18 protein-coding genes are annotated in these 14,426 nt (G+C 60.1%); 6 read left to right on the top strand and 12 right to left on the bottom strand.

All coding sequences use genetic code 11. The features are described 5' to 3' along the window. Positions 1-9: 9 nt before the first annotated feature. On the bottom strand, positions 10-1,296 hold the full coding sequence (locus MK_RS03110) for a hypothetical protein (protein ID WP_011018955.1): 1,287 nt from the start codon (positions 1,294-1,296) through the stop codon (positions 10-12). Between the two features lie 273 nt (positions 1,297-1,569). Between MK_RS03110 and MK_RS03105 the strand changes: the two genes are divergently transcribed. After that, positions 1,570-2,298 carry a DUF1678 family protein gene (locus MK_RS03105; protein ID WP_011018954.1) on the top strand — a complete coding sequence of 243 codons (729 nt, stop codon included), beginning with the start codon at positions 1,570-1,572 and terminating at the stop codon, positions 2,296-2,298. A gap of 212 nt (positions 2,299-2,510) precedes the next feature. Here MK_RS03105 and MK_RS03100 read toward each other — a convergent pair whose 3' ends face one another. The 5 genes from MK_RS03100 to MK_RS03080 are packed head-to-tail and all read right to left on the bottom strand — an operon-like array spanning position 2,511 to position 6,599. Further along, complete coding sequence (locus MK_RS03100; RefSeq protein ID WP_148679542.1) at positions 2,511-3,422, bottom strand: methanogenesis marker 7 protein; 912 nt, start codon at positions 3,420-3,422, stop codon at positions 2,511-2,513. A 19-nt stretch (positions 3,423-3,441) separates the two neighbouring features. Continuing rightward, a complete protein-coding gene (locus tag MK_RS03095) occupies positions 3,442-4,290 on the bottom strand; it encodes a radical SAM protein (protein WP_011018952.1) in 849 nt (282 codons plus the stop codon). Further along, on the bottom strand, positions 4,287-4,913 hold the full coding sequence (locus MK_RS03090; protein ID WP_011018951.1) for a methanogenesis marker 17 protein: 627 nt from the start codon (positions 4,911-4,913) through the stop codon (positions 4,287-4,289). The genes MK_RS03095 and MK_RS03090 overlap by 4 nt, the downstream gene beginning before the upstream one ends. 12 nt (positions 4,914-4,925) lie before the next feature. Beyond that, positions 4,926-6,149, bottom strand: a complete 1,224-nt coding sequence (locus tag MK_RS03085; RefSeq protein ID WP_011018950.1) for a methanogenesis marker 15 protein — start codon at positions 6,147-6,149, stop codon at positions 4,926-4,928. A 12-nt stretch (positions 6,150-6,161) separates the two neighbouring features. Further along, a complete protein-coding gene (locus MK_RS03080; protein ID WP_148679541.1) occupies positions 6,162-6,599 on the bottom strand; it encodes a methanogenesis marker 5 protein in 438 nt (145 codons plus the stop codon). A gap of 78 nt (positions 6,600-6,677) precedes the next feature. On the opposite strand from MK_RS03080, the gene MK_RS03075 reads away from it, so the two are divergent. Then, positions 6,678-7,130, top strand: coding sequence for an adenylyltransferase/cytidyltransferase family protein (locus tag MK_RS03075; RefSeq protein ID WP_011018948.1), 453 nt, complete (start codon positions 6,678-6,680; stop codon positions 7,128-7,130). Positions 7,131-7,208: 78 nt separating this feature from the next. Here the strand turns inward: MK_RS03075 and MK_RS03070 are convergent, their stop codons facing one another. Continuing rightward, positions 7,209-7,418 carry a nucleic acid-binding protein gene (locus MK_RS03070; RefSeq protein WP_011018947.1) on the bottom strand — a complete coding sequence of 70 codons (210 nt, stop codon included), beginning with the start codon at positions 7,416-7,418 and terminating at the stop codon, positions 7,209-7,211. Between the two features lie 13 nt (positions 7,419-7,431). Next, positions 7,432-7,821 carry a helix-turn-helix domain-containing protein gene (locus tag MK_RS03065; protein WP_011018946.1) on the bottom strand — a complete coding sequence of 130 codons (390 nt, stop codon included), beginning with the start codon at positions 7,819-7,821 and terminating at the stop codon, positions 7,432-7,434. Positions 7,822-7,923: 102 nt separating this feature from the next. Here MK_RS03065 and MK_RS03060 point away from each other — a divergent pair, with 102 nt between their 5' ends. Continuing rightward, the gene (locus MK_RS03060) at positions 7,924-8,631 is read left to right on the top strand and encodes a DUF169 domain-containing protein (protein WP_011018945.1); all 708 of its coding nucleotides are present in this window, start codon (positions 7,924-7,926) and stop codon (positions 8,629-8,631) included. A 327-nt stretch (positions 8,632-8,958) separates the two neighbouring features. On the opposite strand, the gene MK_RS03055 is transcribed toward MK_RS03060, so the two are convergent. After that, entirely contained in the window at positions 8,959-9,717 is a 759-nt protein-coding gene (locus MK_RS03055) for a LysR family transcriptional regulator (RefSeq protein ID WP_011018944.1), read from the bottom strand. Positions 9,718-9,817: 100 nt separating this feature from the next. On the opposite strand from MK_RS03055, the gene hdrC reads away from it, so the two are divergent. Both hdrC and hdrB read left to right on the top strand, forming a co-directional pair. Further along, positions 9,818-10,396 carry a CoB--CoM heterodisulfide reductase subunit C gene (hdrC, locus tag MK_RS03050; RefSeq protein ID WP_011018943.1) on the top strand — a complete coding sequence of 193 codons (579 nt, stop codon included), beginning with the start codon at positions 9,818-9,820 and terminating at the stop codon, positions 10,394-10,396. Positions 10,397-10,408: 12 nt separating this feature from the next. Further along, positions 10,409-11,326, top strand: coding sequence for a CoB--CoM heterodisulfide reductase subunit B (hdrB, locus tag MK_RS03045; protein WP_011018942.1), 918 nt, complete (start codon positions 10,409-10,411; stop codon positions 11,324-11,326). A 6-nt stretch (positions 11,327-11,332) separates the two neighbouring features. Here hdrB and MK_RS03040 read toward each other — a convergent pair whose 3' ends face one another. Then, positions 11,333-11,911 (bottom strand): DUF1847 domain-containing protein, encoded by a 579-nt coding sequence (locus MK_RS03040; protein ID WP_011018941.1) that lies wholly within the window; start codon positions 11,909-11,911, stop codon positions 11,333-11,335. 73 nt (positions 11,912-11,984) lie between these two features. On the opposite strand from MK_RS03040, the gene MK_RS03035 reads away from it, so the two are divergent. Continuing rightward, positions 11,985-12,335 carry a DUF2111 domain-containing protein gene (locus tag MK_RS03035; RefSeq protein WP_011018940.1) on the top strand — a complete coding sequence of 117 codons (351 nt, stop codon included), beginning with the start codon at positions 11,985-11,987 and terminating at the stop codon, positions 12,333-12,335. Here MK_RS03035 and MK_RS03030 read toward each other — a convergent pair. Beyond that, positions 12,317-13,354 (bottom strand): DUF1611 domain-containing protein, encoded by a 1,038-nt coding sequence (locus MK_RS03030; RefSeq protein WP_011018939.1) that lies wholly within the window; start codon positions 13,352-13,354, stop codon positions 12,317-12,319. The two genes, MK_RS03035 and MK_RS03030, sit on opposite strands and share 19 nt — an antisense overlap. Positions 13,355-13,489: 135 nt before the next feature. Further along, positions 13,490-14,395, bottom strand: a complete 906-nt coding sequence (locus tag MK_RS03025; protein WP_011018938.1) for an enolase C-terminal domain-like protein — start codon at positions 14,393-14,395, stop codon at positions 13,490-13,492. Positions 14,396-14,426: the final 31 nt, after the last annotated feature.

Below are 14,426 nucleotides of genomic sequence, written 5' to 3'. Positions count from 1 at the left end.
AAGATACCCTCAACTCGGTGGAGGTGCCCCGAACGCTTCGAGCAGTGTCTTGCCACCTAACGCGGCTTTGCGTCTGCCACCGAGTAGCCTCGCCATGTGGAGAATCCCTTCGCGTATCTTCCCTTCGACCCTGAAGTCCTCCTTTAGGACCCTGGCGATCTTCCTGACTATTTTTCGCACAAGCCGTCGTCCTGTCACCCTGCGTTCGACGACTTCTCTCAACACCTTCTGGAGTACCTTTATCAAGAACTCCTCATGGTATCCTTCTACTCCCGCCTCTGACGCTACGAAGCAGCAGGAGATATCGGAGAGTGCCGGACTAGGTCTGTGAAAGTTCAGCCATCGACGACCGCGTTTGAACCACCTGCTCAACCACTTACCGTACTCCCTGCCGTACACTTCAGACAGCTCTCTACCCGAAGCACCCTCCCGCTTCGCAGCCCGAACTACCTTCAGAGACCTACGGTGGAGCTCCCTTCGGATAACTCGCACAAAAAACTCAGCGAGTGCTCGGTCCCAAGGTACCTCGGTGAAGTGGCCACGCTCCGGGAAGAAGCGTCTCACGGTGGGCCTCCTTGAGAGCTCCTCGTACGCCTCGATCAGCTCCTCCTCGGGGGAATCTCCCGCTGGATGTTCCAGTTTACCTCCCGTGGCTACGTACACCCGCACCCTAACTCGAGGGTTGAGGTAGCGTCTGAGGGACTTCATCGCCCTCACGAGGTTAGAGTAAACCCTTCGTGCCAGTCGATATACGTCGATGTGCACGTGCTCTAGGCCCGGGACGACGACCAAAACCGTCGACACGTCCTCTAGGCGTTTGTCCGCTGCGATCATGGTGCCTAACACCTGGAGGGTGATGGCCACGGAGAGCGGGTCGGACTGTACGTAACCCATAACACGACCGAGTAGTCTGGAAACGGCTCCGGCCATCTTGGATCCGAGGACACGACGCACGGCCTCCCTCGGGGTCTCCCCGGAGGCCACACGGCTACGGATCTTCCGTAACTTCTCGGGTTCGATACGATCGCACAACTCGCGGACTGCCGCCACCGTCGCCTCCGGTAACAGTTTCTCGTGTCTCTCGGATGCCCTAACGAGGGGCGTAGGATGGTCGAAGAGCAGTCCTATGAAACTTCTAGCCCAGAACTCAGTGACATCGTATCCAGCTGCCGCTAGGAGTAACCTACGCTCCCTCTCGTTCAGGGCTCGGAGCGTCCCCGTGTCGGGGACCGCCCCGGGGAAAACTTCAATAACGAGTACATCTCGGTAGATGCCGGCCTTGGTGCCGCGGCTCATGGGCCTTGACCCCCGACCGGTGGGAGCCTCCCTTCCCGCCCCCTCTCTTTCCAATCATTCTCATTTGTGCGAGCGTTGATCTGACCATGAACTCGACCGGGTCAGTTAAATTATTTGCCCCCTTACCATACTCGACCACCATGGTTCTGGCCGTCCCAGCAGTTCTGGCGGGAAAATGAACGTTCGCACAAATTTAAGCCCAACGCCAAGATTGTGCGTCCGTAATCGAAAGGATTTTAAGCGCGTTCGGTACTGGGAGTGGGGGTCAATCGAATGAACGTCAGGCCTGGAGGGCCACCGGTACTCGATCCGGTCCGGTTGGGCGTTCCGATGGAAGTACCCGAAGACCCCGTGGAGTTGGTTCGGGTGTTTCGGGTCTTGGTGGAGACTTTGGAACGGGGGACTCTACCGTTCCTGGGTGCGTCGTATCGGTCGGTGAACGGGAAGGTGTATGGGCCGTACTACGAGGCTCGGTGGAAGCCGCGGAAGGGCGAGCGCGGCCGTACCATCTACCTGGGCAGAGAAGACAACGAGTCCGTCCAATTCTTACGGGAATGGCTCGAAACGATTCGACTCGCGGCACCGAGGTTGTCGGAGCACAGGAAGGCGAAGTGGTTCGTGGCGAGGGCGGTCCGTAGGGCCCTCGTACCGGTGCTGAGGCAGCTTGCACAGATGTCTGCCGAACATCGTGCGGAAGTGCTCCAAAAACTCGAGGAGATAGTGAAGGAGGGAGTCAGTCGGACTTGTTCGATCCTAAGGTCCGTCGAGTTCAACCCGTTGCGTCGGCTCGGATGGCCCGGCAGTGGGAAAGAGATCATCGACAGCGTACTCAGGGGGTTACCCGGAACGGTTCGGGACATCTTAGTGGACGTGTTGGCCCCGTGGCCGGCCTGGTACAGCCTTCGCATCGTACGTTTATGGAGGGGTGAGAGAGAAGCCCGTCGCTACTGGCGGGAGCGGGTAGGACTGTACGACAGGGTGAAACAGCGGGAGGCCGCCTGACAGTTTTAGCGCGTAGGAAGTGAGGGGATACTCCCGAGGGCGGGTGGCATGGTACATCACCGGGCCGGTGATCGATCGTGACGTGAGGTTGTTAGTTGTGCGACCGTCTAAACTGCCTGGAGAGAAACGAAGTTCGGAGGCGTCTCCCGGTCGACCACGTGGGGTGGGAGGGAAGTAGTCGTGGCGTTCCGATCACCACCTACGGTGTACGATCATCCCGTCACCGCGCTCTTAGGTCTGATCTTCACCAAGATGTGATCGTCCATCTCCGATCGCCTGATGTCCGCGATCTCCCGGAGCTTCCAACCGAAGACCTCGACCTCCGCCACTCGATCCGCCCACTCGTCGTACGGTGCCTTCACCCGAAGACCGTCGAGCTGGAGTGTGATCGGCATGGGGGAGGTGAACCTCTCCTCGATCTTCAACTCCCGGTTGATTCGATCTTTCACTACCATCGGTGGGACGACGGGCGGGTCCTCAGCCAGCTCCTGTCGTCGCTCCTCGATGATCTTCGAGACGACGTCGACGATCTCGTCGAGCTTCGTGATCTCGCGACCCTTCCTGAACCGGTACGGCTTTCTACCTATTCCTCCCACGTACACCACGTCGTCGGCGTCGATCTCCTCCGGACCTCCCACCACGACGACCGGCACGCGTTCTATCCGTCGGACCAGCGGCAGCTTGTACTTCTCGATGCAATCTTTGAAGTTCCCTACGACGAAGATCACCAGGTCGTGTTCTTCAAGGAGACGTTTCTCCCGGGTGCGCAGCTGGGCCAGCTCGCGTCCGTAACCTCTGGCCAAGCCGATCACGTTGGACTTGGCGCCGTGACGCCTGAGGTACTCGGCGATGTCACACACGGGATGTGGCATGTGATGACGGGCCAGGCTCATCCCCACGACCGCGATCTCGGTACCGGCCAGCGGCATCCTCCTTATCTCTCCGAGGAGCTCCTCCGCTTTCCGCTCTATGACGTCCAGGTCGTCGACGGGTACGGCTAGAACCATGTGGACCTCCAGCTGCATCTGGTGCTCGGACAGGACGAACCCGCCGAGGTCCTCGACCAGGTCGCGCATCTCGTCGGCCTTGTACACGCCCCCTTCGTAGATCACGGTTTCGAACACGCTCGCGACCCCCAGGGGGTCAGTCCTCTTCTAGCAGCTCCCAGATCAGCCGGGGTCTGCCGCGGCAGTGGATCACGTCGGCGCGACACTGCATGCATCGGCGCATCACGGTGATGTACTTCTCAGCCCGGTCCCGCGCCCTCGAGAGCTCCCGGCACGTCGGCGGTCGGTGGTCCTTCATGTCGCCGCCCGGGATGAGGGGGATCACGTTCATGGCGTGAAACCCTGCGTCGGCGGCGCGCTCCGCGACGCGTTCGACCTCGTCTTCGTTCACACCGGGGACGAGCACGAAGTTGACCTTCTTGAGTATGTAGCGCTCCTTCTTCAGCGCGTCCATGGCCCCTTCCTGCCTCTCGACGATCCATCGGGCGGCCTCCTTCCCGGTCAACACCTCGCCTTCGGGTGTCAGTGCTCGATCGTAGATATCGGCCGCGATCTCGGGGTCCAGCGCGTTGACGGTGATCGTCACCGAGTGCACGAGCTCCGTCACCTCGTCGATCAAATCGGGTAACCACACGCCGTTGGTGGACAGGCAGCGTTTCGCCTCCGGTACCGTTTCGGCGACGACGTCGAAGGTCTCCTTCACGTCCTCCCAGTTCGCCAGTGGGTCGCCGGGTCCGGCGATTCCGACGACGTCGACGCGTCCGCAGTGCTCTTTTACCCTTTTGAGGGCCGTCCTAGCCTCGTCTCCGGTGATCGTGCGGACGGCACGTCCGGGATAATCCACCCGTACTCCCTCGTGCTCGAGTCCGGATTCGCAGAAACGGCAGTGGATGTTACACCGTCCGCCCACGGGTAGGTGCACCTTCACGAATTTCCCGTGCTCCCCGACGTAACACGGGTGATCGTTCGGACACGGTCCTCTCACTCACTCGGCCCCCGGCGCTCTCCGACACGATCTAGCTCTCCCGGCAGCTCGAAGAGTAAGTCGGTCCACTCGTCCTCGAGCGTGCCTTCGCTGGCCAGGTATAGGAAGTCCTGATCGAAGCGCGCGTATCGGGCCACTCGGAACCCCTCTGGCCGTACCCGCTCGATGAAATCGTACACCCTGTGGGCGAGCTTCTTCCGAGGATCGTGGACGACGAGCTCTTCGAGTTTCTCGAGATGTTCGGGACTCATCCCCTCGGGTGGCTCGATCGTAATCTCGAGGCGCTCTTCGTGCCGGACGCGATCCTCTCCGAATACACTCTGTAACGTTCGGATCACATCGGGGAAGTAGCGCTCCACGGCGACCGATACCTTGAGAGTACCCTCCTCATCGTCGAGCTCGAGGTGCGAGACCTTCCCCAGCGTCACCGGCCTGAGCATGGGACGCGTTCGCACCGCGGCGGCGTAGAGCGGGGCCTCGATGTCTAGGTGGAACACGGCCGCGGTGATCGTTCTCGCCAGTCCCAGGTCCGTGGCCGCGTGCCTAGTGATGTCGTAGTACAGCTCGGCCGCCTCCTTTTCGGACGCTCTTACGAGGATCCTCTTTCCCCTGTGCTCGTACACCGTCGGATCCCCTCACACGTAGTTGGAGGCCAGGAGGGCGGCACCGACGGCCCCGATGTACTGGGGATATTCGGGCACGACTACTTCGACGCCGATCACGTCCTCTAAGGCCTTCACCATGCCGTCGACCAGCGAGGTTCCTCCCACGAAGAACACCGGCTCTCGGATGTCGATCTCTTGGAGCTGCTGCTCGTAGATCTGTTCGGCGACGCTCCGACATGCGGCAGCGGCGGCGTCCTCGGGATCCGCACCCTCAGCCAACGCGGTCACCAGGTCCTGGATCCCGAACACGATGCAGTAACTGTCCAGACGCACGGCTTCGGGATCTCCCTCTAGCGCGAGCTTACCGAACTTGTCCAGGTCCACGCCGATACGGTCCGCGGCCACCTCGAGGAAGCGACCCGACGCTCCCGCGCACACGCCGCCCATCGTGAAGTTATCCGGAATCCCGTCCCAAACGGTGATCGCCTTGTTGTCCATCCCGCCGACGTCGATCACGGTCGCGCCGCCCTCCTGCTTGTCACCCAGGTACACCGTTCCCTTGGAGTTAACCGTGAGCTCCTCTTGCACCAGGTCAGCGTCGAAGTGGCGGCCGAGGGTGTACCTACCGTACCCGGTCACGCCTATCGCCTCGATGTCGTCGAGCTCGTACCCGGCCTCTTCTAACGCTCTTTCTACGGCCTTTTCCGCGGATTCGACCACCTTCGTGGTCCGTACCCATCCGGTTCCGATCACCTCGTCGTCCTCCATCACCACGGCCTTCGTGGTGGTGGAACCGGAGTCGATACCGAGGGTGAGTCCCTCCTGCCTCTTCCGGGCCAGTAGCCCCTTCCGCTCCACTATCGTGACTAGTGCCTCCATCCGCGTGAGTAACTCGCTGGCGTCGAGGTCCTCAGTGAACGAGTAGGTGACGACTGGGAGATCCGTGTTCTCCTGAAGGTACCGTCGGGCCTCGCTACGCACGAGAGCTCCCTCGGCGCACCTGAAGCACGTCAGGATGATCGCGGCGTCGGCCTCCGCGTATCCGTTGGCCAGCGCGTAAGCGCGGGCGAGAAGGACTTTCAGGTTCGCACTCTTCGGAGTGTACCCGACCTCCTCGCAGGCTTCCTCTACAATATCGATGTCTACCTCGGGGAGTACGATCTCGGCCCCGACTCGTTCGGCCGCACGCTCTATCTCGGGTTGGACACCGCTATACTCCGTGCCACACGAGAGCTGAGCGATCTGGACGGCCAAACGGGACCACCCCTACAACGACTCCAAGAAGTCTCGGATTTCACGGACGAACGCTTTCGCTTCTTCCTCCGATTTCGGGTACTCCAGCTCCAGCACCGGTATGCCTTGGCGTCGAACTAGGTACGTCACGAACTCGTTCGTTCTGTCGCAGCCTAGGCAGCCGAAGGAGAAGTCCTCGATGCCTGTGACTACGATGGCGGCGTCGGCCTTCTCTATGAGTGGACCGATCAGGGCCAGCCTGCCCCTGACACCCGAAGGGACCTCCACGGCCGCGTACTTCAGACCTCGCTTCGCGTCCTGAGGGGTTACGTTCATCGGGGGTGAGTCGATCTCTGGGTCTCGCACTCGTTTGCTTATCTCTTTCGGCAGTGAGAGTGGCTCGTGCCCGAACCTCTCGACCAGATCGTGGAGAATCAGACTGTTAGGCGGGTGAATGAACACCCGGGCCAATACTAACACCCCGCGCCGTCAAGACACCCGGTAGTTCGGGGTTAATCAAACTTCGGTCACACTCGGGGGAGCGTTCACGTGGGTAAGCGCGTGCTGGCGGGAGGTGTGTTCGATATCCTTCACCCCGGACACGTCGCGTTCCTCGAGGAAGCCAGGAAAATAGCCGGAAAGAACGGCGAGCTCGTGGTTGTGGTCGCCCGAGACGAAACCGTGCGACGCCTGAAGAGGACCCCGATCGTGCCGGAGGAACAGCGTGTACGGATGGTTTCGGCGCTGAAACCCGTTGATCGAGCGATCTTAGGCCATCCACGGGACTTCTCCATCACCCTGAAGACGGTGAAACCGGATGTCGTCGTTCTGGGACCCGATCAGGACATCGATGAGAAGGAAGTCGAACGTTGGGCTGAACGCGCCGGTGTTGATTGCGAGGTTCGTCGGATCGAGAAGTACGAACGGTGCCCGTTGGACAGTACCATAAAGATCGTGAAGCGCGTGATCGAGCTGTGGAAGCGTGGTGAGTTACGTGTGTAGCATGTAGTCGGCTCCGGGTTCTCTCGTCACGGGCCCGAGGCCTCGGCGCTCAGCCTGTTCCCCATCCACAGGTTGGCGTCAATCCTGAACTAACACGTCCCCGCGACGCTTCATCTTCTTGAGTATCCGCTTCGGGCGGTTCTTCTTGTACAAATGGGACTTGTTCACGTGCCTAGAGTACGACTTCTGGTCGCGGAACAACGCATCGCAGCGTGGGCATCTGAGGAGTATCTCCCCGTCCCTAGTCTCGACTTTCTCGGCTTTGAACGGTCTCCTCTCCTCGGACATCTCGTCTTCCCCCTCAGTGCGGTGTGAACTCCCGAAACCACCTCTCGATCTCCTCACAGACTATCCTGAGGTTCTCGAGCCCGAGTTCTTTTACTTTCTCCCATGGTGCGGGGCGGTACAAATAACGTCTACCGCCTCCGGGTAACGTCTCGCGCTCCCGCTCTACCATCCCTACCCGGACGAGGCTTTGTAACATCTTCTGAGCCGTGCTCCTGCTCCTGTTGATGATCTCGGCTACATCCTCGACGGTGAAGGGTGCTTCCTCCGAGTTTTCGAGCAGTTTTAAGTACAGCTCCGCCTCGTCTTCCTTGATACCGAAAACACACGAGAGCACGCGTTCCGGTCGGAGCTCGGCCGTCCCCTGGACCAGTTCCACCACGATGGGCCTCAAGAAGGGTCTCAATCGTCCACCCCCATTTACCAGTGAATTATGATTCGTAACTTTTAATACGTGTAAGTGCTCGATAGTCGAACGACCGAGAACAAACGATCTGGGGGCGGACTCATGCCCATCTGCGTCGAGGAACCCGAGAGGATCCGCGAGGCCGCCGAATCACTCATGGAGACCCTAGACCTCGACTTGTATCCCGTGGCAATGAAGCTGTATCTCAGCGAGGGAGACGTTCCTGACGACTACGAGCGGGTGGGGGAGGAGTGCCGTCATTGCGAGTTCGTGATGACGGTGGCTCGTGGTGAGATGGACAATATCTACGCGACCCCGGAGGAGCAGGCGTGCAAGGGCGGGTCTGCCGCCATAGGACTCGACGACATCCCGGATCCCGTGCGGACGGGTAAGTTCTACTACGAGGGACTCGGGCAGCACGCTACACTCTCGGCTTCCAAACGCACGGTCGAGCTGGTACCGAAGGCCTTCGACGGGGAGGGCGTGTTCGAGGCGATCACCTACGAGAAGGCCACCGGCGTCGAAGTGGTACCGGACGTCATCCTAGTGGTATGCAAACCGAAGGAGGCTATGAAAATAGCCCAGGCGTACCTGTACCCGGAAGGTGGTAGGGTGTACTCCGATTTCTCCGGCATCCAGTCCCTGTGCGGGGATGGAGTGGGCAAGATCATGAAGGAAGGCGGCATTAACTTCACGCTCGGATGCAACGGTTCGCGTGCTTACGCGAAGGTCCCGGATGAGTGCCTGATAGTGGCGATGTCTACGAAGGCGTTCGTCGTGGTGGGTCACTCAGTGACCGAGATCCCGTAGTGTCCGCGTTATTCCCACGGTGACGGCCCTTTTCGGTACCCCACATAGTATCCTATCGCTATCGCTACTATGAGACCTATGGGGAACCAAGGTAGCTCGGATGTGGCCCACTGTACGGAGTACAGCGGGCTCGTGAACGTCTGCCAAGAGGAAGGTTGTGGTGCTCCAGGAGCACCTGAACCGGGACCGGATGGTCCTGCGGGTGCCGGTTGACCGCCGGTTTCAGATACCTTCGGCGGCCCTTGCGGCTGATCGATCGGCGGCGCTCTCATTTCCTGACATCCTGCGGCCGCCAAAACCGCGCACAATGTCACGAGACCTACGAGGCTAGCCTTCCAGAACATCGAGGAGGTCCTCCCCGTCTCGGGTGAGTGGTAACGCCATCACGGTGTAGTGAGGACCGGGATCGTCACCCTCGGGGGCCAGCTCCTCGGGTACCACGGTCCACATTCCTCCGTCCCGAACAGCCTCGAGGGCCGAGGCGTAATAGCTTACGCGCATTTTCGGCCTTATCTCCTCCCTGTTGCGGAGATCTGTGAGGTATATCCGCTGCGCGCTCCCGGGCACCTCGACGAACCCACTTCCGTCACCGACCCGTACCAGCCGCGTTCGCCTGACGACGACCGGTTCGCCGACGGCCTCATCGGAGCGGTCGAAGACTATCACGGGATCGTCTGGGACCACCACGTCCGCCTCCACACGTCTCATTTTCTCGTGAGGCGGCACGATAACGTCGACATCGTGTTCTCTACCTAGAGCGGCTAGGACGTCTTCTATTACGGTCTCAGAACACGCTACCGTGGTTTCCGTTCTTGAGAGTCTAGCCTTGGCGTTCACGTACTTGATCACTATCCTGCGTCCGTGCTCCGTGAGATAGGATCCGAGAGGACTCGACTCAACCAGTCGGCACCCGAGACGTTCCTCGAGATTCCTGATCCGTTTGTGTACCGCGGACCGTGTCACACCCTTCTCCTCCGCCACTTTGGACATCGATCCGTGTTCCGACAACTTGAGCAGCAACTCGAGCTCCTCGGGGGTTAGGAGTACTCCGTTCACCCTGATCGCCACGTCGACGTCTAACCTCACGGAGCCGTTCCCCGCAGGTTGACGTTGAGCGTACCTACACGCGGTGCCGGGTGGGTATCGTAAAAAGGTTCTTCTGGGCGGAACCCTTCAGGGCCGCGCGTTGGTCGAGCCACGAGATACCGTCATCCGTGAGGAGGATCTCAACCCGGACTTCCTAGAAGAACTGAGCGAGCTCGTCGAGCCCGTGTTCGAGGAGGAAGAGGTACTGTCGGTCCAGGCGTGCTACCAGTGCGGTACATGCACGGGCTCGTGCCCCAGCGGACGACGAACCTCCTACCGCACCCGACTGATCATGCGGAAGCTCCAGTTAGGACTCGTCGACGAAGTGATCAAGAGCGACGAGCTGTGGATGTGCACCACATGCTACACGTGCTACGAACGCTGCCCACGTGGTGTGAAGATCGTAGACGCCGTTAAAGCCGCCCGGAACCTCGCGGCCAAGAAGGGGTACATGGCCAAGGCTCACAGGATGGTGGCTATGTTCGTGATAAAGACCGGGCACGCCGTACCGATCAACGATGAGATCCGCGAGGTGAGGAAGAACATCGGCCTCGACGAAGTACCACCGACGACACATCGGTATGAGGAAGCTCTCGAAGAGGTCCAGAAGCTGGTCAAGATCAACGAGTTCGACAAACTGATCGGGTACGATTGGGAGGAGGGTGATCTGGTCGACTAAGGGGGTTGACCCTTGGCCAAGAAGCTCTGCTTCTTCCTTGGTTGTATCATGCCGAACAGGTATCCGGGCATCGAGAAGGCCACGCGTTTAGTCTTCGAGGAACTAGGATACGAGCTCGTCGACATGGACGGTGCCTCCTGCTGTCCGGCGCCCGGAGTGTTCGGGTCCTTCGACCTCAAGACGTGGGTTACGATCGCAGCCCGCAACCTGTCGATAGCCGAGGAGAAAGGATACGACATTCTGACGGTCTGTAACGGTTGCTTCGGATCCCTGAACGAAGCCAACCACCTGTTGCAGGAGAACCCGGAACTGCGCGAGTTCGTGAACGAAAAGCTCGCCGAGATCGACAGGGAGTACAAGGGTAAGGTCAAGGTCTACCACGTGAACACCTTCCTTTACGAGGAGGTAGGTGTCAAAAAGATCAAGGAGAAGGTCGAGAGGCCGCTCGAGAAGACCGACGGTGAGCCGCTGAAGGTAGCGGTTCACTACGGTTGCCACCTGCTGAAGCCGTCGGAGGTGACCGGGTTCCCAGGTTCGGTCGAGGACCCGAGGACGCTCGACGAGCTCGTCGAGGCCCTAGGGGCGGAGTCCGTCGACTACAAGGACAAGATCATGTGCTGCGGTGCGGGAGGTGGTGTGAGGTCCAGGGAACTCAAGGTGTCACTTCACTTCACCCGCGAGAAGATCTTCAACATGCTCGAAGCCGGTGCCGACTGCACTACCAACGTCTGTCCGTTCTGCCACCTACAGTTCGACCGTGGACAGATCGAGATGAAGGAGCACTTCGAGAAGCTCCCACCGAAGAAGCTACCGGTGTTCCACTACTGCCAGCTGGCCGGTCTGGCGTTCGGAATGGACCCGGAGGAGCTCGCCCTCGAGACGCACGAGATCGACTGCACGCCCGTACTCGAGAAGCTCGGCCTCGCCTGATTTTTTTCACTCCAACCCGAGCTTTCTCCTGTAATACCGGTTCGTGAGGGCTAAGGCTGGACAGTGGGCCAGCCTCCGGTCCTTCACCACCGCGACGGTCACGGGAGCCTCCGACTCCTCGATGAAGATGATATCGTGACCCACGCATAATCCGACGAGCACGTTCAGATCCGTGCCGATTTCGTTCAGTAATCGTGCCTGCAGCCGCGGGTTGCAGACTTTATCTCCCGGTTTCAGCTCCAGTAGACTCAGTTTCGACTTCGGTACCCCTCCGACTTTGCAGCAGACTGAGTACACTTCTAAGCCCCGCCCCTCCAGGAACTCACATAGCGCCCTGGCCTCTTCGGCTAACCCCACGCAAAACGCTACTCCGACGCTTTTCCACACCATCCTCTCGCACAGTTCCGCGATCTCCTCGACCCGCGTCCATTCCATGTACCCTTCTACCTCTATCTCCGAGGCGCTTCGGAACAGTTCGTCCCGTCGGTACGATTCCACGGTTCGCTCCATCTGATCCCCGTCGGCGAGCCCGCAGCGATCACATGTGTCTCCGGGTGAAGGGCACCGATAGCACTTCGGCTTCAAGTGATCCCCACCGAACGTCCCGATGAGAACTCCGTTAAAGTATCCGCTCCACTGGAGAACCGGGGCAGTCGTGATGAGAATTAGACCCGACTCGACCGCCGAAGATATCCTACCGCTTGCGATGGCAGTTCATGAGCTGGTCAATCGCCTGCCCGTGACCATGCGAACCCGGGATAACCCTGGGGTCAGAATCGAGGACGGTGAGGTTATCGACGACGAGTACACGGGTCCAGTTCTGGAGGAAGTGCTCGAGAAAGGTGAGGTGATCAGGAAGGTGCCGGAATCGGGACCTTACGAGGGAACGCCGGTCGTAGTTGTACCCATCAAGGACGAGGGTGAGACTATCGCCGCCCTCGGTGTCGTCGACCTCACTTACGGTATCTACTCCTCGCTCAGGAAGGTGACTCAGCGCCCCATCCGGTGAATCTCTAAAACCCTATCTACCGTCCTTCTGAGGTCGCCTAGACGTTCTACCAGGTATCCTTCGGACGATAACTTCTCCGCGAGCCTCTCGTCCCACGTGCGTAAAACTACCGAGACTATTTCCGCCGCGCTTAACGACTCGATCAGCGTCACCTCGGTGCGCGGGTCGGGGACTCGGAACCTCGGGAACCCATCCCGCACCTCCCTAACCGGGTCGTGCACCAACACCACGGCGTCGGGCCAGGCGCCGTGCAGGATAGCCAGTGTAACCCCGGAATACGCCGGGTGGCTTAACGCACCCTGTCCCTCTACTACGACGATCTCATGGTCCTCGGCCAGGCGGACGACCAGCTCCTCTATGGCCCCCGCCATGAAGTCCCCGGGCATACGATCCACCACGACACCGTCTTCCGCCCCGATCATGATGCTGGTCTGGCCTGTCGCCAAGAACGCGGCCTCTACTCCCTCTTCCCTCAGACGCTCCACGAGCTCGATAGCCGCCGACATCTTACCCACAGCGCAATCCGTCCCCGCCGTGAGCACTACCGTGGCGTCCACGTCCCTGGCCGACCCGTCCGCAACTCGGAACAACTCCTTCCGAGGCTTCCTCACGTCTATCAGCCGTGAGCCTGATTCTTCGGCCGCCTCGCTGATGTCCGGATCCTTCGAGAGGAACTCGTGGAGCCCGCTCACCACATCCAGGCCCGCTTGGACAGCTTCGATGATTTCCTCTTTCCACTCCGGGGTTAACTTCCCACCGGGCGGCGCCGCCCCGATCAGCAGCACTTCCGGATCCAGCTCCTCTAAGGCCTCACTCACCGACCGCAGTATCGGCACCGGTGGGAAATCCGGATCCACATCCTGTGCGGTCTTCCCGGCCAGCTCGCGGTCTATCACGGCGACGATGTCGTAAATGCGTCCGAACCGGAGCAGTCCGTGTGCTGTCTTCCCATGAGGTTCGTCGAACGCCCCGTGACACAGTATGATCGCGGGCGTCCCGGGCTTATGCGGTAACTCCAACGAACCACCTCCCGTCACGAGTTTTCCACTTCGATGATTACCCCCACTCGACGGTTATCGAGTTAAAGTGTCGAAGAGTGAGTCGTTAAGGGAGTGGAGTGTCCTAACGACCTCCAGCCATCAGCTCATGTCCTATTACGCGGGCTTAGGCCGCTCCACGCGGACTTCCCATCCGGGACCCTCGGTGACCATCACGGGTGCGTATCCGGGGTTGCTCACGACATCCTCGTCCAGGAACAGGTGGCCATCGAGGTCGCATAAGTCGGCCTCCACGGCGGCGGCTAAGTGAGCGGCGGCAGATATGGAAGAGAAGCTCTCGACGGCACATCCTACCATCACTTTGAAACCCTCTTCCCGGGCGTCTCGGGCTAACCTCAAACCACCGACGAATCCTACCTCCTGTGTCTTGATGTTCACGATATCGCAGGGTTCCGCGACGTCGAGGACGTCGTCGATGGATCGGGCTCCCAAATCCATTACATCCACGATCACGGGTGCCTCGCAAGATTCGCACACTTCTTCCAGGCTATCGGGTGGTGTCGGATGTTCGAGGTACACGTCACCGTCGAAGTCCAGGAAATCTAGCAACCGGAATACTTCTTCGACCGTCAGTCCCTCGTTTCCGTCCAGTATGAGGGCGTCGAACTCGGCGGACTTCACGCAGGCCTCGACACGCTCCAGATCCCGCTTCAGGTCATCTCCGCCCACCTTCACCTTCAGTTTCCGATACCCTCTGAGGTAGTAACGTCGCGCGAGCTTCTCGGCCTGCTCTGCGCCCACCAGATCCACGGTGGCGAACGACTCGATCGAGGCCGGCTCCCTTCCCCAGACCCTGCACAGTGGCTCGTCATACCTCCTAGCTACGGCGTCCAGTGTCGCCATCTCCTCGGCGATACCGCGACGGAGTCCGAATCCTCTCCCGGAGTTGCCCTCGATGACGCACGTGCACCAATAACCCCGCACTCGTCTAACTTCCCGGCCCGATATCCGGAACGGCCGCTTGAGAGATAACGATACGGGCTCCGTCTCCAGCGAACCCAACGTGACGCCCCGGTACCACGCACCGTCTCCG

Source organism: Methanopyrus kandleri AV19, assembly GCF_000007185.1.
Lineage (GTDB): Archaea > JAADCQ01 > Methanopyri > Methanopyrales > Methanopyraceae > Methanopyrus > Methanopyrus kandleri.
This window is presented reverse-complemented; position numbering and strand designations above follow the sequence as displayed.